Genomic DNA, 25,576 nt, shown 5'->3' on the forward strand with positions numbered 1-25,576 from the left:
CCGGTCCCGCCAGGTGCGGAACCGGGCCTTCGCGCTGGGGCAGCGGGTGCGCGGCACGGCGTACTGGATCACTCTGGGTGTCTCGTGACCACCTGTGAGTGAGGAGCCCGCATGCGTCGTCTCTTTGCCCGGACACTGGCCCGGCCGCTGGTGCTGGCGGCCGCCGCGACCGCGATACCGCTGGGGACCGCCGTCCCCGCCGCCGCCGACAGCATCGTCGTCGGGGGTTTCCCGGTCGAGGTGTCCGACAGTCCGTGGACCGTGGCCCTGGCCAGTCGTGACCGGTTCGGAGGTAGCCGGGCGGGGCAGTTCTGCGGGGGAGTGGCCGTCGGCCGGACCACCGTGCTCACGGCAGCCCACTGTCTGGGCGAGCAGGTGCTCGGGTCTCCGCCGGAGGAGGTCGACGACCTGAGGGTCATCGCCGGCCGGACCGATCTGCTCTCGGACCAGGGCCGGGAGATCCCCGTCCGCTCCGTCTGGGTCAATCCGGAGCACGACGACAGCAGCAACGCCGGCGACTTCGCGGTGCTCACTCTCTCCGAGGCGCTTCCCGCGGGCTCCGTCCTGGGGATGGCGGCAGAGGGCGACCGGGCGTACACGGCCGGCACCGCGGCTCTCGTCTACGGCTGGGGCGACACCTCGGGAGCCGGCGACTACGCGAACGGTCTGCACGCGGCCCGCGTGCGGGTGCTGCCCGACGCGTCCTGCGAGCGCGCGTATCCGGGGAGCGACGACGGGCGGTACCTCGCGAGCTCCATGCTCTGCGCCGGGCAGGAGGCAGGCGGCCGCGACGCCTGTCAGGGGGACAGCGGAGGGCCGCTGGTCGGCGAGGGGAGGCTCATCGGCCTCGTGTCCTGGGGGAGTGGCTGTGGGCGACCGGGCAGCCCCGGCGTCTACACGCGCGTCTCGGCGGTGCTGCGGACGCTGGGCTGGGACGACACTGCCGCACGGCAGCACGAGGGCGCCTGAGGGCCGCTGAGAGCCTGCCGGGCACGAGTACGGGCGGCCGCATCCGGGATCCGGAGGCGGCCGCCCGTTCATCGGCCTCAGCCGATTCGGCTCGTCGTCGGGCGCGTCGGGTCAGCGCTCTTCCTCGGCGGAAGATGCCGGAACGGCCGTCAGCCGCTCCGTCTCGTCCTGTATCTCAGCGGCGATCTTCTTGAGTTCCGGCTCGAACTTGCGCCCGTGGTGGGCGCAGAAGAGCAGTTCTCCGCCGCTCAGCAGGACGACGCGCAGGTATGCCTGGGCGCCGCAGCGGTCGCAGCGATCGGCGGCCGTCAGCGGGCTTGCGGAAGTCAGAACAGTAGTCACGTCGCCTCTTCTCTAGCTCGACGAGCTGTCGTACCAGGGTCAACATCCAACCAGCCCCAAAACGTTCCCGCTCGTGGCTTTTCCTCGAAAAAACTTTCCGAGGGGCCGGCTGTTGCCGATTGGCGGCGAATGTGCCGTATTGCGTGTCTCTGTGTCGTACGGGTTCGCGCTGTCGGTCAGTGTCGGTCCGGCCGGCTGGGTTGCCGGTTTGTTCATGAGGACGTGCCCGGAGCCTAAATGGTTCATGCCTCGAAGGGAACGTGATGTGTACTTCACCCCATCGAGGGATCGAACAGGCATGCGACCCTGGACTAGGGTGAGTCGGAGACGAGGGTGGCGTTACAACGGCTCTACCAGGCCTCGGTACCCTCTGACCGGTGAACCGAGCCGCGCCCTTACCCAGCGGGGCCCCATCTGAAATTCAGCGAGGAGCGAACCGCGTGACCGCCGAGACATCCGTGCCGTCCACTGCGCTGCTGGCAGGAGCAGACCGGGACGGATCCAACTACACCGCGCGGCACCTGCTCGTCCTCGAGGGGCTCGAGGCCGTACGCAAGCGTCCGGGCATGTACATCGGATCCACCGACAGCCGTGGCCTGATGCACTGCCTGTGGGAGATCATCGACAACTCGGTCGACGAGGCCCTGGGTGGTTACTGTGACCACATCGAGGTGATCCTCCACGACGACGCCTCGGTGGAGGTCCGGGACAACGGCCGGGGCATCCCGGTCGACATCGAGCCCAAGACCGGCCTGTCCGGCGTCGAGGTCGTCATGACCAAGCTGCACGCCGGCGGCAAGTTCGGAGGCGGCGCCTACGCCGCCTCCGGCGGTCTGCACGGCGTCGGCGCCTCCGTGGTGAACGCCCTGTCCGCCCGCCTGGACATCGAGGTCGACCTCGGCGGGCACACCCACGCCATCAGTTTCCGGCGGGGCGTCCCGGGCACCTTCGCGAAGACCGGACCGGACGCCAGGTTCGAGCCCGGCAGCGGACTGCGCAAGGTCAAGAAGGTTCCCAAGAACCGCCGCGGCACGCGCGTGCGGTACTGGGCGGACCGCCAGATCTTCCTCAAGGACGCGAAGCTCTCCCTGGACACGCTGCACCAGCGGGCCCGCCAGACCGCGTTCCTGGTGCCCGGACTGACGATCGTCGTGCGCGACGAGTTCGGTCTGGGCGACGGGGGCAGCAAGGGCGAGGAGTCGTTCCGCTTCGACGGTGGCATCAGCGAGTTCTGCGAGTTCCTGGCCGGCGACCGGCCGGTCTGCGACGTCCTCCGCTTCAGCGGACAGGGCAGCTTCAAGGAGACGGTCCCGGTCCTGGACGAGGACGGGCAGATGACGCCCAGCGAGGTCACCCGCGACCTCGGCGTGGACGTCGCGCTGCGCTGGGGCACCGGATACGACACCACCGTCAGGTCGTTCGTCAACATCATCGCCACGCCGAAGGGCGGCACCCACGTCGCCGGCTTCGAGCAGGCCGTCGCCAAGACGATGAACGAGGTGCTGCGCGCCAAGAAGATGCTGCGCGTCGCCGAGGACGACATCGTGAAGGACGACGCGCTGGAAGGGCTGACGGCGGTCGTGACGGTCCGGCTCGCCGAGCCGCAGTTCGAGGGCCAGACCAAGGAGGTCCTCGGCACCTCGGCCGCCCGCCGGATCGTGAACACCGTGATCAGCAGGGAACTGAAGGCGTTCCTGACCTCGACCAAGCGTGACGCGGCCCAGCAGGCCCGGGTGGTCATGGAGAAGGCCGTCGCCGCGGCCCGCACCCGCATCGCCGCCCGCCAGCACAAGGACGCCCAGCGCCGCAAGACGGCCCTGGAGTCCTCCTCGCTGCCCGCGAAGCTCGCCGACTGCCGCAGCGACGACGTCGACCGCAGCGAGCTGTTCATCGTCGAGGGCGACTCCGCCCTGGGCACGGCCAAGCTCGCCCGGAACTCCGAGTTTCAGGCGCTGCTGCCGATCCGCGGCAAGATCCTCAACGTCCAGAAGTCGTCCGTGACGGACATGCTGAAGAACGCCGAGTGCGGGGCGATCATCCAGGTCATAGGAGCGGGGTCGGGCCGTACCTTCGACATCGACGCGGCCCGCTACGGCAAGATCATCATGATGACCGACGCCGATGTGGACGGCTCCCACATCCGCACCCTGCTGCTGACCCTGTTCCACCGGTACATGCGGCCCATGGTGGAGGCGGGACGGGTGTTCGCCGCGGTGCCGCCGCTGCACCGCATCGAGCTGATCCAGCCGAAGAAGGGCCAGGACAAGTACGTCTACACGTACTCGGACCGGGAGCTGCGCGACAAGCTCATGGAGTTCCAGAGCAAGAACATCCGGTACAAGGACTCCATCCAGCGCTACAAGGGTCTGGGCGAGATGGACGCCGACCAGCTGGCGGAGACCACCATGGACCCGCGTCACCGCACTCTGCGCCGGATCAACCTCACCGACCTGGACTCCGCCGAGCAGGTCTTCGATCTGCTGATGGGCAACGACGTCGCGCCCCGCAAGGAGTTCATCTCCAGCTCCGCGGCCACGCTGGACCGGTCGCGCATCGACGCGTGAGGATGCTCAGCCGTCGGACCGGGCCCGGGAGCGACACCGGGCCCGGTCCGGCGTAGGGGCCCACGCCCGCACTGCCGTCCCGGACCACCGTTCCGGGCCCTTGCACTGCCGTCCCGGACCATCGCCCCGGGCCTTCGCACGACTCCACCCCAGGGTGGAGTCGTGCGAAGGCCCGGTCTCCACCCATGATCCACCCGGGCTCCGATCCCGTGACCTCGCCGCTTCCGTAACGTCGAAGACGCCGGCGGGACCGCTGCCGGCATCACCTTCTCCGCTCAGGGAGGCACGATGTCCGGGCTCGTCGATGTGCTGGCCGTCACCGCGGCGGCCGTCCTGGTGATCGTCCGCCAGTTCCGCGCCAGCCGGATCGACACCGACCGGCGCTGGTGGGTGCTGCCCGTGGTGCTGGGCATCGTCGCGCTGCGTGAGCCGGGCGTGATCGACGCCCATCACCACACCGCTGCCGTGCTGCTGCTGGCCGCCGAGTTGCTCATCGGCCTGGTCACCGGCGCCGGCTGGGCCTGGACCACCCGCGTATGGGTCGAGTCCGACGGAGGCGTGTGGGGCAGGGGCAGCCGGGCGAGCGTCGCCGTGTGGACTGCGGGCATCGTGCTCCGCGCCGGTCTCTACGGGGTCGGAGCGGCCCTGGGGGTGCGGCAGGACAGCTCCGCCCTGCTGCTCGCCCTCGCGGCGACCCTGCTGGTCCGTTCCGCAGTCCTGGCCTGGCGCGTCCAGGCCGCGCGTCCGGCCGGTGCGCCGGGCCCCGCGTACCGTGGCCGCCTGTCCCGGCCGGCCCGGAAGGAGCCCGCGTGACGGAGAACGTCTGGACGAGGTGGCCGTCCAGGGAGGCGCTCCTGCACGAGGGAGTCTCCCGCCCCCGGCGCCTGCTCGCCAGGGGGGTGCGCCTGGTCGTGCTGGGGACGCTGCTGTGGGGCGCCTTCACCAGCAGCCGTCTGCACGGATGGGGCTCGGTCGCGGCGGTCGTCGGCCTGCTGGCCGCCGTGTGCGCCGCGTATGCCTTCTTCCGGACCACGCTCGCGCATCGCCTGTGGCCGTCCCTCGCCCTGGTCGCCGTGCTGCTGGTGATCGCGGTCGGCGCCCGGTCCGTCGGCTTCGACGTCCCCGCTCTGGTCATCTGGTGCGGGTGTGCCGTCATGGCCCTGGAGCGGATGCCCGTCGCGGCGGCGCTGCCCGTGATCTCGGTGGCGATGACCTGCTACGCCGTGGTCAGCGACGACGCATGGCCGGCCACGGTGGCTACGATGGCCGGCCTGGTCCTCGCCGGATACGTCCTGCGGCTCGACGCCGAGGCGCGGGGGAGCGCGCAGCGCCTGCTGGCCCAGGAGCGGGCCGCCCGGGCGGCCGAGGCCGAGTCCGCGGCACTCGCGGAGCGGGCCCGTATCGCCCGGGAGATCCACGACGTGCTGGCGCACAGCCTCTCGGCGCAGCTGGTGCATCTGGAGGCCGCCAGGCTGCTGATCGAGCGGGGCGCCGACCGCCGGCAGATCCTGGACCGGGTGGTGGCGGCACGCGGGATGGCCCGGGAGGGACTCGCCGAGACCCGGCAGGCGCTCTCCGCGCTCCGCGGCGATCTGACGCCGCTGGAGGACTTCCTGGCCCAGCTCGTCGACATGGCCGAGGGCGCGGCGGACGTCACCATTACGGGGGATCGCAGACCGCTGCCGGCCGAGGCGTCGCAAGCCGTGCGCAGAGTGGCCCAGGAGGCGCTGACGAACGCCCGCAGGCACGCCCCCGGCGCCCGGGTGCGGGTGCGGCTGGAGTACGGCGCCCACGAAGTGATGCTGGACGTCCGGGACTCGGGGGGTCCGTCCGGCGAAGGCACCGGCACCGGAGGTGGGTACGGTCTGCTGGGCATGCGGGAGCGTGCCGAGCTGCTGGGCGGCTCGCTGTCGGCAGGTCCGGGCGAGGAGGGGTTCGTGGTGACGTTGAAGGTGCCCGTATGACGGAGGAAGGCGAGCAGAGGCCCGCGCGGGTAGTGGTCGCCGACGATCAGACCGTGGTGCGGGAGGGGATCGTGATGCTGCTCGGACTGCTCCCCGGAGTGGAGGTCGTGGGCGCCGCCGCAGACGGCGAGGAGGCTGTGCGGCTCGTCGCCGAACTCGCGCCGGACGTGGTCCTGATGGACCTGCGCATGCCCAGATGCGACGGTGTGGAGGCCACTCGCCGGATCCGGTCCGAACACCCCGCGACGCAGGTGGTCGTGCTCACGACGTACGCGGACGACGCGTCCGTGTTCCCCGCGTTGCGAGCGGGCGCGCGCGGTTATCTCACCAAGGACGCGGGCGGGGACGAGATCGTCCGGGCGGTGCACGGCGTGCTGTCCGGGGACGCGGGACTTGCTCCCGGCATCCAGCGGCGGCTGCTGGAGCGCCTGTCCGAGTCCGAGCCCCGGCCGGCGGGGCCTCCCGATTCCTCGGACGGGCTCACCGCGCGGGAGACCGAGGTGCTGGTCCTCATCGCCGAAGGGTTGAACAACCGGCAGATCGCGAGCAGGCTGCACGTCTCACCGGCGACGGTGAAGACCCACATCAACAACCTGTTCGCCAAGACCGGCGTCAAGGACCGTGCGCAGGCGGTGCGTTACGCCTACGGGAAGGGGCTGGTGCGGCCACCAAGGGGATGAATCACCTGATGGGGTGAAGTGCGTGAGGAAGATGTGTCGGGGCTCTTCCCGTTCTGTCCATCCTTGGGCATGCAGTCAAGCAACGATCGGCTCCGCGGCACCGGGGGCGGTCCCGAACGCGCGGCCGACCATCGCGCCGTACCGGGCAGAGCCCCTGCCGAGACGGCCCCGGACGGCGGGTACGCCGACCTGCGGTACGACGACCCGTGGTACGACGCGCTCGCCTCGGGATGGGGAGAATCGGCCGGTCCCGGGGCCCCCGAGCCGACGCTGCCGTCGATGCGCCGGGACGTCGCCGCGGAGCCGTCCCGGGGCGCGGCCGCCGACGTCTATCTGGAGGTCCAGCGCAGCGCGGCCTTCCAGGAGGTCCGCAGCCGGTACCGGAGGTTCGTCGTGCCGGCGGTCATCGCCTTCTTCCTCTGGTACGTCGCCTACGTGGTGGCCGCCACCACGGCGCCCGCCCTGATGGCCCGGCCGGTGGCCGGTGCGGTGAACGTGGCGATGGTCGCGGGGCTCGGGCAGTTCCTCACCACGTTCCTGCTCACCTGGGCCTACGCACGGCACGCCCGGCTGCGCAGGGACCGGCCCGCACTCGAACTGCGCTGGGACACCCAGGAACTGACACGCGGCGTACGAGGCGGTGCGTCATGACGGGAGACCACCAGACCCTGGCACTGCTGCTGTTCAGCACCTTCGTAGCCGTCACGCTCGGCATCACCACCTGGGCCGGCCGCCGTCGGCAGGGGTCCGCGGAGGAGTTCTACACGGGCGGCCGCCTCTTCTCGCCGATGGAGAATGGTTTTGCCATCTCCGGCGACTACATGTCGGCCGCCTCCTTCCTCGGCATCTCGGGGCTGATCGCGCTCTACGGCTACGACGGCATGCTCTACTCGGTGGGCTTCCTCGTGGCCTGGCTCGTCGTGCTGTTCCTGGTCGCCGAACTGGTCCGCAACTGCGGGCGGTTCACCCTCGCCGACGTCGTGGCCGCCCGGATGAGGGAGCGGCCGGTCCGGATCGCGGCGGGGACCTCCTCGGTCACCGTCTCCGTCCTGTACCTGGTGGCGCAGATGGTGGGTGCGGGCAGCCTCGTCGCGCTGCTGCTGGGCGGGACGTCCGAGGCGGCGCGGACGTGGACCGTCATCGGCGTCGGCGCCCTCATGGTGATCTACGTGTCACTCGGCGGGATGCGCGCCACCACCTGGATCCAGATCGTCAAGGCGGTCCTGCTGCTCGGCGGCACCGTGGCGCTGACCACGCTCGTCCTGGTGCGCTTCCACGGCGACGTCGACCGGCTGCTGCGCACGGCGGCCGAGCGCAGCGGCCACGGAGAGGCGTTCCTCGCGCCGGGCCTGGCCTACGGCGGGGACTGGGTCTCCCGCTTCGACTTCATCAGCCTGGGTCTCGCCCTGGTGCTGGGCACCGCCGGGCTTCCGCACATCCTGTCCCGCTTCTACACCGTGCCCACCGCACGGGCCGCGAGGCGGTCCGTGGTCTGGTCGATCGGCCTCATCGGCGGCTTCTACCTGATGACGATCGTCCTCGGGTTCGGCGCCGCCGCCCTGATCGGCCCAGACGCCGTACGCGCGTCGAACGCCGCCGGGAACACGGCGGTACCGCTGCTCGCCCTGGACCTGGGCGGCGGCGCGCACTCGACCGGCGGGACGGTCCTGTTCGCCGTCGTCGCCGCCGTCGCGTTCGCCACCATCCTCGCGGTGGTCGCCGGCATCACCCTGGCGTCGTCGGCATCCGTGGCCCACGACCTGTACGCGTCCTTGCGGCGTCGCCACTCCAAGCCGCGCAGCGAGGTCGCCGTGGCGCGGGTCGCCGCGGTCGGTATCGGCGCCGTCGCGATCGGGCTCGGGCTGCTCGCCCGCGATCTCAACGTCGCCTTCCTGGTCGGCCTCGCCTTCGCCGTGGCCGCTTCGGCCAACCTGCCGGTGCTGCTCTTCTCGCTGTTCTGGCGCGGCTTCACCACCCGGGGCGCGGTCTGGGCGGTCTACGGCGGCCTGGTGCCGTCCGTGGTGCTCGTGCTGCTGTCCCCGGTGGTCTCCGGCAGCCCCCAGTCGCTCTTCCCGGGCGTCGACTTCCAGTGCTTCCCGCTGCAGAACCCCGGTCTCGTCTCGATCCCGCTGGGCTTCGTCGCCGGCTGGCTGGGCACGGTCACCTCCCCGGAGATCCCGGACGAGGCCAAGCACGCCGAGACCGAGGTGCGGTCGCTCACCGGGGCGGGGGCCGCGTGAGGCCGCCCTCGGCGTGCCGCCGCCCCGGCGGTCTCGACGGTTGCGGTGCCCGAGGGGGGCTCAGGCGCGGGTCACCCACGCGTAACGGTGCTCGGGGCGGCCCGCCTCGCCGTACTTGAGGGTCAGTACGGCCCGGCCGGTGCGTTCCAGGAGCTTCAGATAGCGCTGCGCGGTCTGGCGGCTCACCCCGGTCCGCTCGGCGATCTCCTGGGCGGAGAGCGGTGCGTCGGCTTTCAGCAGGCATTGGCGTACCAGTTCGGCGGTGGTGGGGGAGTGCCCCTTGGGCAGCCCCGGCTCGGACGGTGCCGACAGGGCGCCGAAGATCCGGTCGACCTCGGCCTGTTCGGCCTCACCGCCGCCGTCGAGTGTGCGGCGCAGCTCCGCGTACGCCTCCAGCTTGGCGCGCAGACCGGCGAAGGCGAACGGTTTCACCAGGTACTGGAGGGCGCCCTGGCGCATCGCCGCCTGCACGGTCGACACGTCCCGTGCGGCCGTCACCATGATCACGTCGGTCTGCAGGCCTCGTCGCCGCATCTCCCGGACGACCTCCAGACCGGTCCGGTCGGGCAGGTAGTGATCCAGGAGGATCAGGTCCAGGCGGGGCAGCCGCTCCACGGCGTCCAGTGCCTCCAGCGCGCTGTGCGCCTCGGCGGCGACGTGGAAGCCGGGCACCTTCTCGACGTACGCGGCGTTGACGCGCGCGACCCGCGTGTCGTCGTCCACGACCAGGACCTCGATCATCGGGACTCCTCCTCGGCGGGGGCGGGGGCGGGGGCGGTAGGGGCGGCGGTGGCCGCGGGGCCGCTGGGCGCGGGGACCGTGGGGGCTGGCTCCGGGCCGGGTTCCGTCAGGGCCTCAGGCAGTGCCACGACGAACTCCGCGCCCCCGCCGTACGCCTCGCCGACGGTGGCCCTTCCGCCCTGCCGTTCGGCCAGGCGGCGCACCAGGGACAGCCCGATCCCGCGTTCGCGGTGTGCCGGAGGTTCCTTGGTGGACCAGCCCGCCGTGAACACCAGCTCACGGTGGTCCACCGGTATGCCGGGTCCCGTGTCGCGCACCGTCAGCGTGGCGGCGCGCCCCTCGGCACGCAGCTCCACCTCCACGCGCGCGTGCGACGTCCCCGCCGCGGCGTCGAGGGCGTTGTCGACCAGGTTGCCGACGATCGTGACGAGCCCTCCCGGATCGACCAGACGGTCCGGCAGCCGCGTCCGGTCCGAGACCCACAGCGCCACCCCGCGTTCGGCCGCGACGGTGGCCTTGCCGACCAGCAGGGCGGCGAGGAGGGGGTCCTGGATCCGTTCGGTGATCTGTTCCGCGGTGACCCGGTGGTCGCCCACCACCTCTCCGACGAACTCCACGGCGTCGTCGAACATCTCCAGCTCCAGCAGCCCCAGCAGCGTGTGCATGCGGTTGGCGTGCTCGTGGTCCTGCGCCCGCAGGGCGTCGATCAGGCCGCGCGTGGAGTCCAGCTCCCGGCCGAGCTGCTCCAGCTCGGTGCGGTCGCGTAGCGTGGCGACGGCGCCGTCGTCGTCGGTGGGCATCCGGTTGGCGACCAGGACCCGCTGGCCGCGTACGGTCAGCAGGTCGGTGCCGGTCACCCGGCCGGCCAGGACGTCGGCGGTGCGCCCCGCACCGAGTGCCTCGTCCGGGAAACGGCCGACCGCCTCGCCGCCGATGCCCAGCAGGCGTTGCGCCTCGTCGTTGAGCAGCCGCACCCGGCCTCCGCGGTCGAGGGCGACGACGCCCTCCCGGATGCCGTGCAGCATGGCCTCGCGCTCCGCCAGCAGCCCCGCGATGTCCGAGAAGGCCAGGTCCCGGGTCTGCCGCTGCACCCGGCGCGAGATGAGCCAGGACGCCAGGGCGCCGACGGCCAGCGCGCCACCGGCGTAGGCGAACAGGCCGGGGATGGCGTGGATCAGCCGCGCCCGGACGCTGTCGTACGCGATGCCGACCGAGACCGCCCCGACGATCTCGCCGTCGCTGTCGCGCAGCGGCACCTTCCCGCGGGCGGAGCGGCCCAGCGTGCCGTCGTCGATCTCCATGATCTCGCGGCCGGACAGGGCCTGGCCCGGGTCGGTCGAGACGACCTGACCGATCCGCTCCGGGTCGGTGTGCGACCAGCGCACGCCCTCGCGGTCCATCACGACGACGTACTCCGCCCGGGTGGCCTCGCGGACCCGTTCCGCCTCCCGCTGCACCGGTCCGTCCGCCGACGGACGGGTGGTCCGCAGGTCCCGTACGACCTGCGGCTGCTGAGCGGTGGTCTGCGCGATCGCCAGCGCCCGGCGCATCGCCTGGTCGTCCAGCTGGTCACCGAGCGGCGCGAGGAACAGCCCGGTCGCGAGCACGGCGACACCGGCCGCGATCGCCAGCTGCATCAGCAGCACCTGCGAGAACACCCGCCGCGGCAGGCCCAGGCGCCGTCGGCGGACGGGGGGAGTGGAGCTCATGGCCACGACGGTACGTGGGAGGCGTGGCCCGCCCCAGGGGGGTGTGGCGCATCTATCGCCGGCGGCGCCCGGACCTCGGGCCGCGCCCGCAGCGTCAGCTCGCCAGTACGGCCGGCGCCGACAGCGCGCGCACCGCGGTGACCTCCATCCGCGCCGGTGCGCCCAGCACCGACGCTCCGCAGCTCTCCGGGCGCGGCGGCTCCGAGGCTCCCTGGACGACGGTGACCCGCCACCGGCGGCCGTCCGGATGGGCCAGGGTCACCTCCCAGCGTGGTGCGGCGCCGTCGGTGCGTACGACGGTCAGCGCCTGGGCCGCGTCCTCGCCGACGGCCGACCGCAGGGCCAGCTCGGCCGCCTGGCCGGGGCGCTCCCAGGCGGAGTTCCCGCGGCAGCCCTCGACGACGATCCGGCCCTCCCGCGCCCCGTGCAGGATCTCCTTGACGACGTGGGCCTGGACCCGGCCGTAGACGTAACCGTGCGGCAGCACGAGCACGGTCGGCGAGAAGCGGTGGCCGCCCAGGTGGGTCACCTCCCAGACGCCGTCGGCTCCGGACGCGGCGAGCTCGGCCGCCAGGGGCCTGCCGAGGAGGGCGCAGCACCGGTCGCGTTTCCCGTTGGTGCAGACGAGGGCGAGCGGATCGCCCGTGTGCGGGGCGCCGCCCAGCACCGAGTCGAAGGTGCGGTGATCGCCCCGGCCGAGTGCCGCGAGGTCGAGATCGAGCAGGCGGCGGGGGTCCTCGATCGTGGCGCCGTGCAGCCACACGCCGCCCGGCACGGTGTGGGCCGCGTACACCCTGCGCTCGGCCGGCGCACCCTGGTCCGCGTGGCGACCGGGACGGCGGATGAGGGCGACGCGCACCCCCGTCCCCTTCGCCGCCGCGTCCAGGGCGCGGCCCAGCGAGGGGTCCAGGTGGCTCGCGGTGAGCGCCTTGGCGCCCCACGGCCCGGGCTGTTCGAGCAGCAACCAGGTCCTCGCGACGGGTGCGGTGCCCGGAACGGGCTCGTCGAGGTCCCGGGAGACGACTGAGCACGTACTCACAGAGGTGAGCCTAACCTGACTTGCGCCGCGACGACTTCCGGCCGCGCCCGGACGCTACTCCGGCAGAGGACGCGGCGGCCTGGGCCCGCAGTACAGCCCGCTCGGCCGCATCCGCAGCGGGCGCTCCCCGTACTCCTCCAGGGCATGGGCGATCCAGCCCGCCGTACGGGCCACGGCGAAGATCGTCTCGGCGGCGGTGGGCGCCATCCCGGACGACGCCGTGAGGACGGCGAGCGCCAGGTCGACGTTGGCGTGCAGCGGGGTGTGGCGGGCGGCGGTGGCCTGGACGTCCCGGGCCGCCGCGAGCGCGGGCGCCGCCCGGGGGATGTCCTCGAGCAGCCTGAACAGGGCACGCGCGCGTGGGTCCTCGCCGGGGTAGAGCCGGTGGCCGAGTCCCGGAACGCGCCGGCCGGCCCGCAGCTCCGCCGCGACCACCGGAGCCGCGCTGCCCTGGTCGAGGACCTCCAGCAGCATCCGGTGGGCCAGCCCCCCGGCGGCGCCGTGCAGCGGTCCCTCGATCACGCCGAGCCCGGCGGACACGGCGGCGTAGGCGTGGGCGCGGGCCGACGCGGCGACGCGCACCGCGAGCGTGGAGGCCGCCAGATCGTGGTCGGCGAGGAGGCAGAGCGCCGTGTCGAGGGCGCGCAGGGACGGCTCGTCGGCCTCGTGCCCGCTGAGCCTGCTCCACAGGCGGTGGGCGATCGGGGCCCCGTCGTCTCCGTCGGGCGGCACGGGCGGCACGGGCGGCAGCGCGGCGACGAGGGAGGGGATGAGGACGCGCGCCGTGCCCAGTACCGCGTCCTCGGACAGGTCGAAACGGAGCGGGTCCGCGACCGCCGCGGCGATCGCCGCCACCCGGAGCCGGTCGGCGGGGCCGGCGTGTGCGGGCAGGGCGTCGACGGCACGGCGGGCGACGGCCACGGAGGGTTCCGGGGCCGAGAAGGCGGCGCCGGTGAGCAGCCGCCCGGTCCAGAGCCACTCGGCCACCTCCTCGTAGGAGTGGCGCGCGGCCAGTTCGACCGCGTCGACGCCCCGGTAGTAGTACCGGTCGCTCTCGATGAGCGTGAGCCGGGTGCGCACGGTCAGCTCCTGGCCGGTGGCCGCGGCTCCGGGGGCGGCTCCGTCGCGCCGGTTGCGCCGGGCGAGGGCCCGGACCTCGTCGGCGTCGAAGGTGCTGCCCCGGCCGCCGGGTGCGCGCCGGCTGCCGAGCTGGCCCCGGCTGACGTACGCGTAGACGGTCTCGGGTTTCACCCCGAGCAGGTCGGCCGTCTCCCTGGTGGTCAGGCGCCGCTCGGTGCCGTCGGCGGGATGCTCGGGCTCTTGGTCGCGCATGGGGTCACCGTATCGATTCGGAGCCGACTGTGTTGAGTCATGGAGAATTTATATTGATCCAATCAATATTGACAGGTTATCAGTCAAGTGTGGACAGTTGAGTCAAGTTCGAGGAGGTAATCATGTCCACACGCAGGACCGAAGCCGCCGCACGGCCAGCCGCACGGCCCGCCGCACAGCTCGTCGAGGTGCCGCGCGGGCTCGCCGGGGTCGTGGTGGCCGACACCGAGGTCGGCGACGTGCGAGGGCTCGAAGGCTTCTACCACTACCGGCAGTACTCCGCCGTCGAGCTGGCGCAGAGCCGCGGCTTCGAGGACGTCTGGCACCTCCTGATCCACGGGGAGCTTCCCGACGCGCGGCGCGCGGCCGCCTTCGCCGCCGAGACGGCGGCGCTGCGGCGGCTCCCCGACGCCGTGCGCGCGGCGCTGCCCGCCATCGCCGCCGCCGGTGGACGCTCCGGACCGCTCGCCGGGATGCGCACGGGCCTGTCCCTGCTGGGTGCCGCCCTGGGCTTCCGCCCCGTGTACGACCTGTCGGCCGACCGGCGGCGGCAGGACACGCTGGCGGCCGCCGCGGCCGTACCGACGCTGCTGACCGCGCTGCACCGGCTGGGGCGGGGGCTGGAGCCGGTGGAACCCCGCGAGGACCTGTCGTTCGCCGCGAACTACCTCTACATGATGACCGGTGAGGAACCGGACCAGGAGCGCACGCGGGCGATCGAGCAGTACCTGATCTCCACCATCGACCACGGGTTCAACGCGTCGACCTTCACCGCGCGGGTCATCGCCTCCACCGGAGCGGACGTCGCGGCCTGCCTGGCCGGTGCCGTGTCGGCACTGTCCGGCCCCCTGCACGGGGGCGCCCCCAGCCGGGCACTGGACACACTGGACGCGATCGGCACGCCCGGCCGCATCGACGCGTGGATCCGCGAACGGGTGCTCGCCGGCGACCGCATCATGGGTTTCGGCCACGCGGTCTACCGCACGGAGGACCCGCGCTCGCGGATGCTGCGCGACGTGGCGCGGCGGTTCGGCGGCCCCCGCGTGGAGTTCGCCGTCGAGGTCGAGCGGCAGGTCGAGGCGATCCTCGCGGAACTGAAGCCGGGGCGCGAGCTGCACACCAACGTCGAGTTCTACGCGGGGGTGGTCATGGAGCTGTGCGGCCTGCCCCGCGAGATGTTCACGCCCACCTTCGCGGCGGCGCGGGTGGTGGGCTGGAGCGCGAACATCCTGGAACAGGCGCGCGACTCGAAGATCATCCGGCCGGTGGCACGGTACGTGGGGCCGGGGGCGCCGGCCGCTGTGCCCGCGGTCGCCTGAGGAAGACGAGCGGCCTGGTGCCGTTCGGGCGCCAGGCCTGGTCGGGGGAGCGTCGAGCGAGGACGGGGTGCCGGGCTGCTCGCCGGTGGTGGTCCGTGTGCGGTCGGCGGTGGGTACGGCCACGGACAAGGGGTGACGTCAGGCGTCGGGGATGTCCGCCTTCGCCCGGATGAGGGTCTCCCGGCTGATGACCACGATGCGTTCGTAGTCGGCCCGGGCGGCGTCGGCGGGCAGCTCACGCTCCAGCGCCTCGGTGGCCTCGGTGCCGATGACGGCGAAGTTGCCGTCGCTCAGTTCGAACACGTCGGGGCAGGTGGATCCCGAGTTACTGCCCCGGGCGCTGGGAGGCACACCGATGCGGCGCACGATCTTCAAAGGTACCGGTCCTTATGAGTCTCCGGAGTGATGGTGAGCACACGCTACTGGCGTCCACGAGGCAGACGTGACGGGACGGCCGAAAAACACTCCGTCGTGTCGCGGGGCGCGGGGCGCATCGACCGGCGCGGCCGAGCCCGCGGCCCGCGCCGTCAGTCCGTCGGCGGGGTCCCCACGACCCACCATTCGTCGGTGTCCGCCTCGTCGAGGTCCTGGACGAGGCCGTCGACCATGCGGCCGAGACGGGCTTCCTCGGACGCCTCGTTGAGGGAGGCCCGCATGTGCGCGGACGCGCCCCAGTACTCCCGGAAGACGGGGCTCTGGAAGAACTCGCGCAGGGTGCGGTACAGCTCCTCCCGGTCCAGCAGGCCGGCCCGGTAGCAGTGGTACAGGTACGTGTACCAGGCGTTCGCGTAGAGGAACTGACGGCGCCGCGCGGCCGGGATGCTCTTGTCGTACGTGTCGATGACCTCGGCCAGCGACGGGTCGTCGATCGCCCTCGTCAGCAACTCCCAGTGCATACGCTGCTGGTGCCGCATCGCCTCGCGCCTGAGCGCCGACTCCTCCAGACGCAGTTCCCGCTCGTCCAGACGTGCCCTGGCCAGTCGCCGCTGCCGCGCGGCCGTCAGCACCCCGGCCGCGGCGGAGCCGAACCTCCCCGTGACGTTCTTCCGTGTGACCATGTCAACCCCCGAATCAGGCGACCGCCCGCCGGACGTCGAGTGCGGGTCGGCTGACGGGGGCCGGCGAGCGATGGGCGGTGCTGCCGCCTCCAGGGTGCCGAGCGGCGCTGACCGGCGGGGAGGCGGAGAGGCGGCGCACGGAGGGAAGCGAGGGTCGCACGGTCCGGCGCCATGCAAAACGTCTGCCCATCAAGTGCTGCTAACAATCGTTCACTCCGCGCGGACTGTCCCGGCTCGTATCCTGAACAGGCAATTCCGTACCTGGACGTACGCGCCGCCGCGGACCGGCGTACGCGTGGGTGAGAGAGAGGTCGCACGGTGGGGCAGCGCCCGACGTCGCAGCAGATCCCGGTCGTCGTACTCGCCGGATTCCTCGGTTCCGGGAAGACCACCCTCCTCAACCACCTCCTCCACCGCAGCGGAGGCAGCCGTATCGGCGCCATCGTCAACGACTTCGGCTCCATCGAGATCGACGCGATGGCCGTCGCGGGCGCCCTCGGCGACTCCACCGTGTCCCTCGGCAACGGGTGCCTGTGCTGCGCGGTCGACGTGAGCGAACTCGACGGGTACCTGGAGCGGCTCGCCCGGCCCGAGGCCGGCATCGACGTCATCGTCATCGAGGCCAGCGGCCTCGCCGAACCGCAGGAACTGGTGCGCATGCTGCTCGCCAGCGAACAGCCGGGGGTGGTCTACGGGGGGCTCGTCGAGGTCGTCGACGCCGCCGAGTTCGACGACACGCGCGCCAGGCACCCCGAGATCGACCGGCACCTGGCCCTGGCCGACCTGGTCGTGGTCAACAAGACCGACCGGGCTCCCGACGCCGAGCGCGTCCTCGCCCTGGTGCACTCGCTCGGCGACGGTGCCGCCGTCGTGCCCGCGACCTACGGGCGTGTCGACCCCGCCTTCCTGTACGACTGCCGGCCCAGCGAGGACCGGGTGGGGCAGTTGTCCTTCGACGACCTGCACGACCACTCCGAGGGCGGCGCCCACGCCGGACACCTGCACGCCGCCTACGACACCCTGTCGTTCGTCTCCGACCGCCCGCTCGACCCGCGCCGGCTCATGCGCTTCCTCGACAGCCGGCCCGAGGGGCTCTACCGGATCAAGGGCTACGTCGACTTCGGCCCGTACGACCCGCGGAACCGGTACGCCGTCCACGCCGTGGGACGCTTCCTGCGCTTCTACCCGGAGCCCTGGGCGTCCGCCGACGCCACGGAGGGCGAAGCAGCGCGGGCCGGGGACGCGGGCGGCGTCCACCGCACCCAGCTCGTCCTCATCGGCACCGGCATCAACGCGACGGCCCTCGGCGAGGAACTCGGCGCGTGCCGCCGGGACGCCGACGCCCCACCCGCCGACGAGCACGGCATGTGGGGCGTCCTGCGCTACGTGACCGACGGCGAGGACCCCGACGGCGAAGAGCCCGGGGGAGACGAGCCCCACCGCGCGGAGCCGGACGGGGAAGTCCTCGGCGACGACACCTTCTAGGCCGGACCCGCCACCACCGCCACCGTCTTCGGCAGCGACACGCCCGAGCCGTCGCGACGCGGGTCCATGTCGGGGAGCTGGGCGGGCGTGCCGTTCCGCTGCGCGGCGAGCGCCGGAGTGGCACCCGCCCAGGCGAAGGCCAGGCAGTCCTCGCCCTTCAGGAACCGCTGGCAGCGCACGCCGCCCGTGGCCCGGCCCTTGCGCGGGTACTGGTCGAACGGCGTCAGCTTGGCCGTGGTCTGCACGGAGTCGTCCAGCGTGCCGCGTGATCCGGCGACCGTGAAGACGACCGCCTCGGCGGCCGGGTCCACCGCCGTGAAGGAGATGACCTTGGCGCCGTCGGCGAGCTTGATGCCCGCCACACCGCCCGCCGGACGGCCCTGGGGCCGGACCTGCGCGGCCTGGTAGCGCAGGAGCTGCGCGTCGTCCGTGATGAAGACCAGGTCCTCCTCGCCGGTGCGCAGCTCGACCCCGCCGACGATGCGGTCGCCCTCCTTGAGGGAGATGACCTCCAGCTCGTCCTTGTGGGAGGGGTAGTCGGGCACCACCCGCTTGACGACGCCCTGTTCCGTGCCGAGCGCCAGCCCCGGCGAGGACTCGTCCAGCGTGGTCAGGCAGATGACCTCCTCGTCGTCCTCCAGGGACACGAACTCGGCCAGCGGCGCACCGCCCGCGAGGTTCGGCGCCGGCATGGACTCCGGCAGCTGGGGCAGGTCCACGACGTTCACCCGCAGCAGACGTCCGCCGGACGTCACCACGCCCACCTCGCCGCGCGCCGTGGCCGGCACCGCCGAGACGATCAGGTCGTGCTTGACGCGCTTGGCGCCCTCCTCGGTGACGAGCGGCTCACCGTTCGCGGTGCGGGCCAGCAGTCCCGTCGACGACAGGAGCACCCGGCACGGGTCGTCCGCCACCTGGAGCGGCACCGTGGCGACCGTGGCGCCGCCCGACTCCAGCAGCGTCGTGCGCCGGTCGGTGCCGAACTTCTTCGCCACCGCCGCCAGTTCGGTCGAGACCAGCTTGCGCAGCTCCGCGTCCGAGTCGAGGATCCGGGTCAGCTCCTCGATCTCCGCGTTCAGCCGCTCCTTCTCGGACTCAAGCTCGATGCGGTCGTACTTGGTCAGCCGGCGCAGCGGCGTGTCCAGGATGTACTGCGTCTGGACGTCGCTCAGCGAGAAGCGCTCCATCAGGCGCTGCTTGGCCTGGGCGGAGTTCTCGCTGGAGCGGATGAGCCGGATGACCTCGTCGATGTCGACCAGGGCGGTGAGCAGGCCCTCCACCAGGTGCAGCCGGTCGCGCCTCTTGCCGCGGCGGAACTCGCTGCGGCGCCTGACGACGGTGAAGCGGTGGTCGAGATAGACCTCCAGCAGCTCCTTCAGGCCCAGGGTGAGCGGCTGGCCGTCCACCAGGGCGACGTTGTTGATGCCGAAGGACTCCTCCATGGCCGTCAGCTTGTACAGCTGCTCCAGGACCGCCTCGGGCACGAAGCCGTTCTTGATCTCGATGACCAGGCGCAGACCGTGCTCGCGGTCGGTGAGGTCCTTGACGTCCGCGATGCCCTGGAGCTTCTTGGCGCCGACCAGGTCCTTGATCTTGGAGATGACCTTCTCCGGGCCGACCGCGAAGGGCAGCTCGGTGACGACGAGCCCCTTGCGGCGGGCGGTCACCGTCTCCACGGACACGGTCGCGCGGATCTTGAACGTGCCGCGGCCCGTCTCGTAGGCGTCCCGGATGCCGGGCAGGCCGACGATCCGTCCGCCGGTCGGCAGGTCCGGGCCGGGCACGTGCTTCATCAGCGCGTCCAGATCGGCGTTCGGATGCCGGATCAGGTGCCGGGCCGCCGCGATCACCTCGCGCAGGTTGTGCGGCGGCATGTTGGTGGCCATGCCGACCGCGATGCCCGAGGCGCCGTTGACCAGCAGGTTGGGGAAGGCGGCGGGCAGCGCCACCGGCTCCTGCTCCTGGCCGTCGTAGTTGGGGGCGAAGTCGACGGTGTCCTCGTCGATGGACTCCGTCATCAGGCCGGCGGGCTCGGCCATCCGGCACTCGGTGTACCGCATGGCGGCCGGCGGGTCGTCGTTGCCCAGCGAGCCGAAGTTCCCGTGGCCGTCCACGAGCGGCACCCGCATCGAGAAGGACTGGGCCATGCGCACCAGCGCGTCGTAGATCGACGCGTCGCCGTGCGGGTGCAGCTTGCCCATCACCTCGCCCACGACACGGGCGCACTTCACGTAACCGCGCTCGGGCCGCAGCCCCATCTCGTTCATCTGGTAGACGATGCGGCGGTGCACGGGCTTGAGGCCGTCGCGGGCGTCCGGCAGCGCACGGGAGTAGATGACCGAGTACGCGTACTCGAGGAAGGAGCCCTGCATCTCGTCGACGACGTCGATGTCGAGGATCTTCTCCTCGTACGGGTCGTCGGGCGGCGGGGTCTTCGTACTACGGCGGGCCATCGCTGCCGGCTCCTTGCTGAAGCGTGAACGGTGATCTGACGCCGTCCATTGTGGACTGCGGCACTGACAGCGACCGACCAGGACCCGTCACGGGCTGCCGGCCCGGCGCTGCCCGCAGGGTACGCCCTCGGCCGGGCCCGCCGTCCGCGGCCGCCCGCAGACCGCGTTGCCGCGCCCGGCCCACCGCGTTTCTCGCTCTCGGCGTACGAGGGCCGGGAACTCCACCGGCGGCCCGCACGCTTGCATACAGTGGCGGGACCGGCGGAATTCCGCAGTTCCGCCCAGTGATTCACCACGTGACGCACCCGGTGCCTCACCCGGTGACTCCAGCAAGGATTCCGCGATCGAAGGGACGTACATGCCCATGGGTCACACGGCCACAGCCCAGGCAGGCTCCGGCGGCCTGACAGCGACCGAGCACCGTCTGGCCAACGGCCTGCGCGTGGTGCTCTCCGAGGACCACCTGACCCCCGTCGCGGCGGTGTGCCTCTGGTACGACGTCGGCTCGCGCCACGAGGTCAAGGGGCGCACCGGCCTGGCTCACCTTTTCGAGCACCTGATGTTCCAGGGCTCCGCACAGGTCAAGGGCAACGGCCACTTCGAGCTGGTGCAGGGCGCCGGCGGCTCGCTCAACGGCACCACCAGCTTCGAGCGGACCAACTACTTCGAGACCATGCCCGCCCACCAGCTGGAGCTCGCCCTCTGGCTGGAGGCCGACCGCATGGGTTCCCTGCTGGCCGCCCTGGACGAGGAGTCCATGGAGAACCAGCGGGACGTCGTCAAGAACGAACGCCGCCAGCGCTACGACAACGTCCCCTACGGCACGGCCTTCGAGAAGCTGACCGCCCTCGCCTACCCCGAGGGCCACCCCTACCACCACACGCCGATCGGTTCCATGGCCGACCTGGACGCGGCGACCCTGGAGGACGCGCGCGCGTTCTTCCGCACCTACTACGCGCCGAACAACGCGGTGCTGTCGGTCGTCGGCGACATCGACCCCGAGCAGACGCTCGCCTGGATCGAGAAGTACTTCGGCTCCATCGCCTCGCACGACGGCAAGCAGCCTCCCCGGGACGGTTCGCTGCCCGACGTCATGGGCGGGCAGCTGCGCGAGGTCGTCGAGGAGGAGGTTCCCGCCCGCGCCCTGATGGCGGCCTACCGCCTGCCGGAGGACGGCACACGCGCGTGCGACGCGGCCGACGTGGCTCTCACCGTCCTGGGCGGCGGCGAGTCGTCCCGTCTCTACAACCGGCTCGTGCGCCGCGACCGCACGGCCGTCGCCGCCGGTTTCGGCCTGCTGCGGCTCGCCGGAGCGCCCTCCCTGGGGTGGCTGGACGTCAAGACGTCCGGCGACGTCGAGGTGCCGGTCATCGAGACCGCCGTCGACGAGGAGCTGGCCCGGTTCGCCGAGGAGGGGCCCACGGCCGAGGAGATGGAGCGCGCCCAGGCCCAGCTGGAGCGCGAGTGGCTGGACCGGCTCGGCACGGTCGCGGGCCGCGCCGACGAACTGTGCCGGTACGCCGTCCTGTTCGGCGACCCGCAGCTCGCCCTCACCGCCGTGCAGCGGGTGCTCGAGGTGACCGCGGAGGAGGTCCAGGAGGTCGCCAAGGCCCGCCTGCGCCCCGACAACCGGGCGGTGCTCGTCTACGAGCCCACCGCCCCCGCCGACGCCGACGCCCACGACGAGAACGAGGAGGCGGACAAGTGACCGAGCTCGCCACCATGGAATTCCACGACCGGCCCCAGGCCGGCGAGCCCAAGCCGTGGGCGTTCCCGGCCCCCGAGCGCGGCAGCCTGGACAATGGCCTCACCGTGCTGCGCTGCCACCGCCCCGGCCAGCAGGTCGTCGCCGTCGAGGTGCTCCTCGACGCGCCCCTGGAGGCCGAGCCGTCCGGTCTCGACGGCGTCGCCACCATCATGGCGCGCGCCTTCTCCGAGGGCACCGACAAGCACTCCGCCGAGGACTTCGCCGCCGAGCTGGAGCGCTGCGGCGCCACCCTGGACGCGCACGCCGACCACCCCGGCGTCCGGCTGAGCCTCGAGGTTCCCGCCTCGCGCCTCGCCAAGGCCCTCGGGCTGCTCGCCGACGCCCTCAGGGCGCCCGCCTTCGCCGACGGCGAGGTCGAACGGCTGGTGCGCAACCGGCTCGACGAGATCCCACACGAGCTGGCCAACCCCGCCCGGCGCGCCGCCAAGGAGCTCTCCAAGGAGCTGTTCCCGGCCGCCTCGCGCATGTCGCGGCCGCGCCAGGGCACCGAGGAGACCGTCGCCGCCGTCGACTCGGCGGCCGTACGCGCCTTCTACGAGCGGCACGTCCGCCCGGCGACGGCCACCGCCGTGGTCGTCGGCGACCTCACCGGAGTGGACCTCGACGTGCTGCTCGGCGACACCCTGGGCGCCTGGACCGGTTCGGCCGCAGAGCCGCGCCCCGTGCCCCCGGTGACCGCCGACGACCGCGGCCGGGTCGTCATCGTCGACCGTCCCGGCGCCGTCCAGACGCAGCTGCTGATCGGCCGTACCGGCGCCGACCGGCACGACCGCGTGTGGCCCGCGCAGGTGCTCGGCACCTACTGCCTCGGCGGCACCCTCACCTCCCGTCTGGACCGCGTTTTGCGCGAGGAGAAGGGCTACACCTACGGCGTCCGGGCGTTCGGCCAGGTCCTGCGTTCCGCGCCGGACGGCACGGGCGCCTCGATGCTCGCCATCAGCGGCTCCATCGACACGCCCAACACCGGCCCGGCCCTGGAGGACCTGTGGACGGTGCTGCGCAAGCTCGCCGCTGAGGGGCTCACCGATGCCGAGCGCGACGTGGCCGTGCAGAACCTCGTCGGCGTGGCGCCGCTGAAGTACGAGACCGCGGCGGCCGTGGCGAGCACCCTGGCCGACCAGGTGGAGCAGCACCTGCCCGACGACTTCCAGGCGACGCTCTACCGTCAACTCGCCGCCACGGGCACCGTGGAGGCCACGGCGGCGGTCGTGAACGCGTTCCCCGTGGACCGCCTCGTGACGGTCCTCGTCGGCGACGCGGCGCAGATCAAGGAGCCCGTCGAGGCCCTCGGCATCGGTGAAGTCACCGTGGTGGCGGCCGAGTAGCGGCACACGCGTGCGGCGGCCCTGGTGACCGGAGTGTCACCAGGGCCGCCGTTTGTCCGGATTGGGGGAGTGATCACCGTCTGCCCTGTGGCGTGCACTACAAAATCCCTGTTGCGTTTGAGAATTGAACACAGCCGCGTTTAGCGTCGTCCGGGCTGTTCGTCAGGCAGTGCGCCGCACCCGCGGCACCGGACAGTCATCGCCGAGTCCCCGTACGGCGCGAGCCAGGGGAGCCGGGGACCCATCGCAGTCCCTGGGGTGAATCGGACGCCCGCGCCCACGGCGAGGGGGTCCGTAGGAGACCTTCCTGCTCCGAACCCGTCAGCTAACCCGGTAGGCGAGAGGGAAGGAAAGGACAAGCCTCTACATGGCGTTCACGCGCGCCACCGGGAAGCACCGTCGTCCTGGACGGGTGCACCGCACCACCGCCCGCGCCGCGGGGGTCGCGGCCCTCGCCACCACCGGTGTCGTCGGCACCCTCGCCGCTCCGGCGCTCGCCGCGGAGCCCGCGGTGGAACAGAGCGGCCTCACCCCGGTCGTCACCATCGGCGGTTCCGTGGCCGACGAGATCGACGCCCAGGCCGTCGCCCAGAGGCAGGCGGCCGTGGACGCCGCCGCCCGCGAGGCGGCCCAGGAGGCGGCCCGCGAGCGGGCGGCCGAGGCGGCCAAGGAAGCCCGAGAGGCCAAGGAGCGCGCCGCGCGCGAGGCGGAGCGCAAGCGCCTCAACACCTTCGTCGCGCCGATCACCGCCTCCTACGTCTCCACCGCCTACCAGGCCGGCAGTTCCCTGTGGTCCTCCGGCAGTCACACCGGCATCGACTTCCACGCCTCCAGCGGCACCTCCGTGCACGCGGTCGGCGTCGGCACCGTCGTCGAGGCCGGCTGGGGCGGCGCCTACGGCAACCAGGTCGTGATCAAGATGCACGACGGCACGTACACGCAGTACGGACACCTGTCGTCGATCGGCGTCTCGGTCGGCCAGTCGGTCGACGCCGGTCAGCAGATCGGCCTCTCCGGTGCCACCGGCAACGTCACCGGGCCCCACCTGCACTTCGAGGCCCGTACGAGCCCCGAATACGGCTCGGACATGGACCCCGTCGCCTATCTCCGTTCCCACGGTGTGAACGTCTGACGGCGGCACCCCCAGAAAGCCCCGGCTTCCCGAGCCGGGGCTTTTCGCATTTAATAACGCTTGATTGGCCGGTGGTTGCGCAACGCGCGTCAATCGTCGACGCTTCACGGGGGTCGAAGGGGAGGTCGGTCATGCGTATTCCGGCGCATTCGGTGTGCACGGCGATCCGGGACGACATCGTCTCCGGCGTACACGGCCGCGGGAGCCGGCTCACCGAGGAACTCCTCGCCGGCCGTTACGGGGTCTCCCGCGTGCCCGTCCGCGAGGCGCTGCGCACGCTGGAGGCCGAGGGCTTCGTGGTGACCCGGCGGCACGCGGGCGCGTGCGTCGCGGAACCGACCGAGCGGGAGGCCGCCGACCTGCTGGAGGCGCGCTCGCTCCTGGAGCCGCTCGGCGCCTCCCGGGCCGCCCGGCGGCGCACCGACGCCCACCTCAAGGTGCTGCGCGGCCTGGTCAGGCTGGGCCAGGAGCGGGCCAGGCAGGGCACCGGCGACGACCTGCGCTCCCTGGGCGGCTGGTTCCACGAGACTCTCTCCCAGGCGGCCGGCAGCCCTTCCCTGACGGCGCTGCTCACCCAGCTCCGCCACAAGATCGCCTGGATGTACGTCGTGGAGGCCCCCGCCGGGCCGGTGGAGTACTGGGCGGAGCACGGCGCGATCGCCGACGCGGTGGCCCGGGGCGACGGCGAACGCGCGCGGGCGCTCATGACCCTGCACGTCGAGCGGTCGGCGTCCGCGCACCGCCTGCGATTCGCTTCCGGCGACGGACGGACGGGGCCGGTGAGGAATGCGCAACATTCCGTAAACACGGCGATCTCGCGACGGTAACACGGGTGCCGTACACAAAAGGGTGGCTGATTCTCGGCCGTTCTTTTTCCGCTGCCTCGTAAATGTGCGGCGGGCGTGAATACGTGCCGGTCCGGGTCGGCCGGGAAAAGGCGAAAGGCCCGGCCGGTGGTCCGGCGGGCCTTTCGGTGCTGCTGTTCGTGCTGCTGTCCCGTGCCGCTGTCCGTCAGACGGTCTCGGGAAGCTCCTCGAGCCCCTCGGCGACCAGCTTCGCCAGCCGCTCCAGGGCGGCCTCGGCGCCCTCGGCGTCGGAGGCGAGGATGATCTCCTCGCCGCCCTGGGCGCCGAGGCCGAGGACGGCCAGCATGGAGGCCGCGTTGACGGGGGACCCGTCGGCCTTGGCGATCGTCACCGGGACGCCTGTGGCCGTGGCGGCTCGGACGAAGATGGAGGCGGGGCGGGCGTGGAGGCCCTCGGCCCAGCCGACGTTGACGCGGCGCTCAGCCATGTGATGCTGCCCTTCGGTGTTCAGAGGCGTTGGAGTTGTCTAGACCATATTGTCTAGACCAGTTTCCCACATCGTGAAGCAAGCCGGGACGACCGCTGCGCCGTCCCGTCCGGTCGTCGGACCGCGGCCTCGGTCCGAGTCTCCGTCCTCCACAGACTGCCCC

22 protein-coding genes and 1 riboswitch are annotated in these 25,576 nt (G+C 72.3%); of the genes, 13 read left to right on the plus strand and 9 right to left on the minus strand.

Annotated elements, in window-relative coordinates; all coding sequences use genetic code 11:
* Positions 1 to 111: 111 nt before the first annotated feature.
* On the plus strand, positions 112 to 969 hold the full coding sequence (locus EV562_RS30790; RefSeq protein ID WP_133890137.1) for a serine protease: 858 nt from the start codon (positions 112 to 114) through the stop codon (positions 967 to 969).
* A 111-nt stretch (positions 970 to 1,080) separates the two neighbouring features.
* On the opposite strand, the gene EV562_RS30795 is transcribed toward EV562_RS30790, so the two are convergent.
* Positions 1,081 to 1,311, minus strand: a complete 231-nt coding sequence (locus EV562_RS30795; protein WP_007445070.1) for a hypothetical protein — start codon at positions 1,309 to 1,311, stop codon at positions 1,081 to 1,083.
* Positions 1,312 to 1,751: 440 nt separating this feature from the next.
* On the opposite strand from EV562_RS30795, the gene EV562_RS30800 reads away from it, so the two are divergent.
* The 6 genes from EV562_RS30800 (at position 1,752) to EV562_RS30825 (ending at position 8,759) form a co-directional block, all read left to right on the plus strand.
* On the plus strand, positions 1,752 to 3,875 hold the full coding sequence (locus tag EV562_RS30800; protein WP_133890138.1) for a DNA topoisomerase IV subunit B: 2,124 nt from the start codon (positions 1,752 to 1,754) through the stop codon (positions 3,873 to 3,875).
* A gap of 288 nt (positions 3,876 to 4,163) precedes the next feature.
* Positions 4,164 to 4,688, plus strand: a complete 525-nt coding sequence (locus EV562_RS30805; RefSeq protein ID WP_133890139.1) for a DUF1453 family protein — start codon at positions 4,164 to 4,166, stop codon at positions 4,686 to 4,688.
* Positions 4,685 to 5,839 (plus strand): histidine kinase, encoded by a 1,155-nt coding sequence (locus EV562_RS30810; RefSeq protein WP_133890140.1) that lies wholly within the window; start codon positions 4,685 to 4,687, stop codon positions 5,837 to 5,839. Before EV562_RS30805 ends, EV562_RS30810 begins: the two co-directional genes overlap by 4 nt.
* Positions 5,836 to 6,519 (plus strand): response regulator transcription factor, encoded by a 684-nt coding sequence (locus EV562_RS30815; RefSeq protein ID WP_133890141.1) that lies wholly within the window; start codon positions 5,836 to 5,838, stop codon positions 6,517 to 6,519. Before EV562_RS30810 ends, EV562_RS30815 begins: the two co-directional genes overlap by 4 nt.
* A 69-nt stretch (positions 6,520 to 6,588) precedes the next feature.
* Positions 6,589 to 7,170: a DUF485 domain-containing protein gene (locus tag EV562_RS30820; RefSeq protein ID WP_133890142.1), complete on the plus strand. Its 582-nt coding sequence runs from the start codon at positions 6,589 to 6,591 to the stop codon at positions 7,168 to 7,170.
* Positions 7,167 to 8,759, plus strand: a complete 1,593-nt coding sequence (locus EV562_RS30825) for a cation acetate symporter (protein WP_133890143.1) — start codon at positions 7,167 to 7,169, stop codon at positions 8,757 to 8,759. Before EV562_RS30820 ends, EV562_RS30825 begins: the two co-directional genes overlap by 4 nt.
* 60 nt (positions 8,760 to 8,819) lie before the next feature.
* On the opposite strand, the gene EV562_RS30830 is transcribed toward EV562_RS30825, so the two are convergent.
* The 4 genes from EV562_RS30830 to EV562_RS30845 all read right to left on the minus strand — a co-directional run bounded on the left by EV562_RS30830 (position 8,820) and on the right by EV562_RS30845 (position 13,580).
* Complete coding sequence (locus EV562_RS30830; protein ID WP_133890144.1) at positions 8,820 to 9,500, minus strand: response regulator; 681 nt, start codon at positions 9,498 to 9,500, stop codon at positions 8,820 to 8,822.
* On the minus strand, positions 9,497 to 11,209 hold the full coding sequence (locus EV562_RS30835; RefSeq protein ID WP_133890145.1) for a sensor histidine kinase: 1,713 nt from the start codon (positions 11,207 to 11,209) through the stop codon (positions 9,497 to 9,499). The genes EV562_RS30830 and EV562_RS30835 overlap by 4 nt, the downstream gene beginning before the upstream one ends.
* A gap of 94 nt (positions 11,210 to 11,303) precedes the next feature.
* Positions 11,304 to 12,248, minus strand: a complete 945-nt coding sequence (locus EV562_RS30840; RefSeq protein WP_133890146.1) for a sucrase ferredoxin — start codon at positions 12,246 to 12,248, stop codon at positions 11,304 to 11,306.
* 54 nt (positions 12,249 to 12,302) lie between these two features.
* The gene (locus EV562_RS30845; RefSeq protein ID WP_133890147.1) at positions 12,303 to 13,580 is read right to left on the minus strand and encodes a citrate synthase; all 1,278 of its coding nucleotides are present in this window, start codon (positions 13,578 to 13,580) and stop codon (positions 12,303 to 12,305) included.
* Between the two features lie 122 nt (positions 13,581 to 13,702).
* Here EV562_RS30845 and EV562_RS30850 point away from each other — a divergent pair, with 122 nt between their 5' ends.
* A complete protein-coding gene (locus EV562_RS30850; RefSeq protein ID WP_133890148.1) occupies positions 13,703 to 14,899 on the plus strand; it encodes a citrate synthase/methylcitrate synthase in 1,197 nt (398 codons plus the stop codon).
* Between the two features lie 138 nt (positions 14,900 to 15,037).
* Here EV562_RS30850 and EV562_RS30855 read toward each other — a convergent pair whose 3' ends face one another.
* Positions 15,038 to 15,274: a hypothetical protein gene (locus EV562_RS30855; protein ID WP_133890149.1), complete on the minus strand. Its 237-nt coding sequence runs from the start codon at positions 15,272 to 15,274 to the stop codon at positions 15,038 to 15,040.
* Between the two features lie 152 nt (positions 15,275 to 15,426).
* Positions 15,427 to 15,957 (minus strand): DUF6082 family protein, encoded by a 531-nt coding sequence (locus tag EV562_RS30860; RefSeq protein ID WP_166662075.1) that lies wholly within the window; start codon positions 15,955 to 15,957, stop codon positions 15,427 to 15,429.
* A 318-nt stretch (positions 15,958 to 16,275) separates the two neighbouring features.
* On the opposite strand from EV562_RS30860, the gene EV562_RS30865 reads away from it, so the two are divergent.
* Positions 16,276 to 17,442 (plus strand): GTP-binding protein, encoded by a 1,167-nt coding sequence (locus EV562_RS30865; RefSeq protein WP_133890151.1) that lies wholly within the window; start codon positions 16,276 to 16,278, stop codon positions 17,440 to 17,442.
* On the opposite strand, the gene EV562_RS30870 is transcribed toward EV562_RS30865, so the two are convergent.
* Positions 17,439 to 19,895, minus strand: coding sequence for a DNA topoisomerase IV subunit A (locus tag EV562_RS30870; RefSeq protein WP_133890152.1), 2,457 nt, complete (start codon positions 19,893 to 19,895; stop codon positions 17,439 to 17,441). The two genes, EV562_RS30865 and EV562_RS30870, sit on opposite strands and share 4 nt — an antisense overlap.
* Before the next feature lie 358 nt (positions 19,896 to 20,253).
* Here EV562_RS30870 and EV562_RS30875 point away from each other — a divergent pair, with 358 nt between their 5' ends.
* The 4 genes from EV562_RS30875 to EV562_RS30890 all read left to right on the plus strand — a co-directional run bounded on the left by EV562_RS30875 (position 20,254) and on the right by EV562_RS30890 (position 24,947).
* Positions 20,254 to 21,603: a pitrilysin family protein gene (locus EV562_RS30875; protein WP_133890153.1), complete on the plus strand. Its 1,350-nt coding sequence runs from the start codon at positions 20,254 to 20,256 to the stop codon at positions 21,601 to 21,603.
* Entirely contained in the window at positions 21,600 to 22,988 is a 1,389-nt protein-coding gene (locus tag EV562_RS30880) for a pitrilysin family protein (protein ID WP_133890154.1), read from the plus strand. The genes EV562_RS30875 and EV562_RS30880 overlap by 4 nt, the downstream gene beginning before the upstream one ends.
* Positions 22,989 to 23,178: 190 nt before the next feature.
* Positions 23,179 to 23,343: riboswitch (cyclic di-AMP (ydaO/yuaA leader) on the plus strand.
* A 12-nt stretch (positions 23,344 to 23,355) separates the two neighbouring features.
* The gene (locus EV562_RS30885) at positions 23,356 to 24,120 is read left to right on the plus strand and encodes a M23 family metallopeptidase (RefSeq protein WP_133890155.1); all 765 of its coding nucleotides are present in this window, start codon (positions 23,356 to 23,358) and stop codon (positions 24,118 to 24,120) included.
* A gap of 131 nt (positions 24,121 to 24,251) precedes the next feature.
* Positions 24,252 to 24,947 (plus strand): GntR family transcriptional regulator, encoded by a 696-nt coding sequence (locus tag EV562_RS30890; protein ID WP_133890156.1) that lies wholly within the window; start codon positions 24,252 to 24,254, stop codon positions 24,945 to 24,947.
* A 184-nt stretch (positions 24,948 to 25,131) separates the two neighbouring features.
* Here the strand turns inward: EV562_RS30890 and EV562_RS30895 are convergent, their stop codons facing one another.
* Complete coding sequence (locus EV562_RS30895; RefSeq protein ID WP_133890157.1) at positions 25,132 to 25,413, minus strand: HPr family phosphocarrier protein; 282 nt, start codon at positions 25,411 to 25,413, stop codon at positions 25,132 to 25,134.
* Between the last annotated feature and the right edge of the window lie 163 nt (positions 25,414 to 25,576).

It is taken from the genome of Streptomyces sp. BK208 (genome assembly GCF_004364245.1).
Classification (GTDB): Bacteria; Actinomycetota; Actinomycetes; order Streptomycetales; family Streptomycetaceae; genus Streptomyces.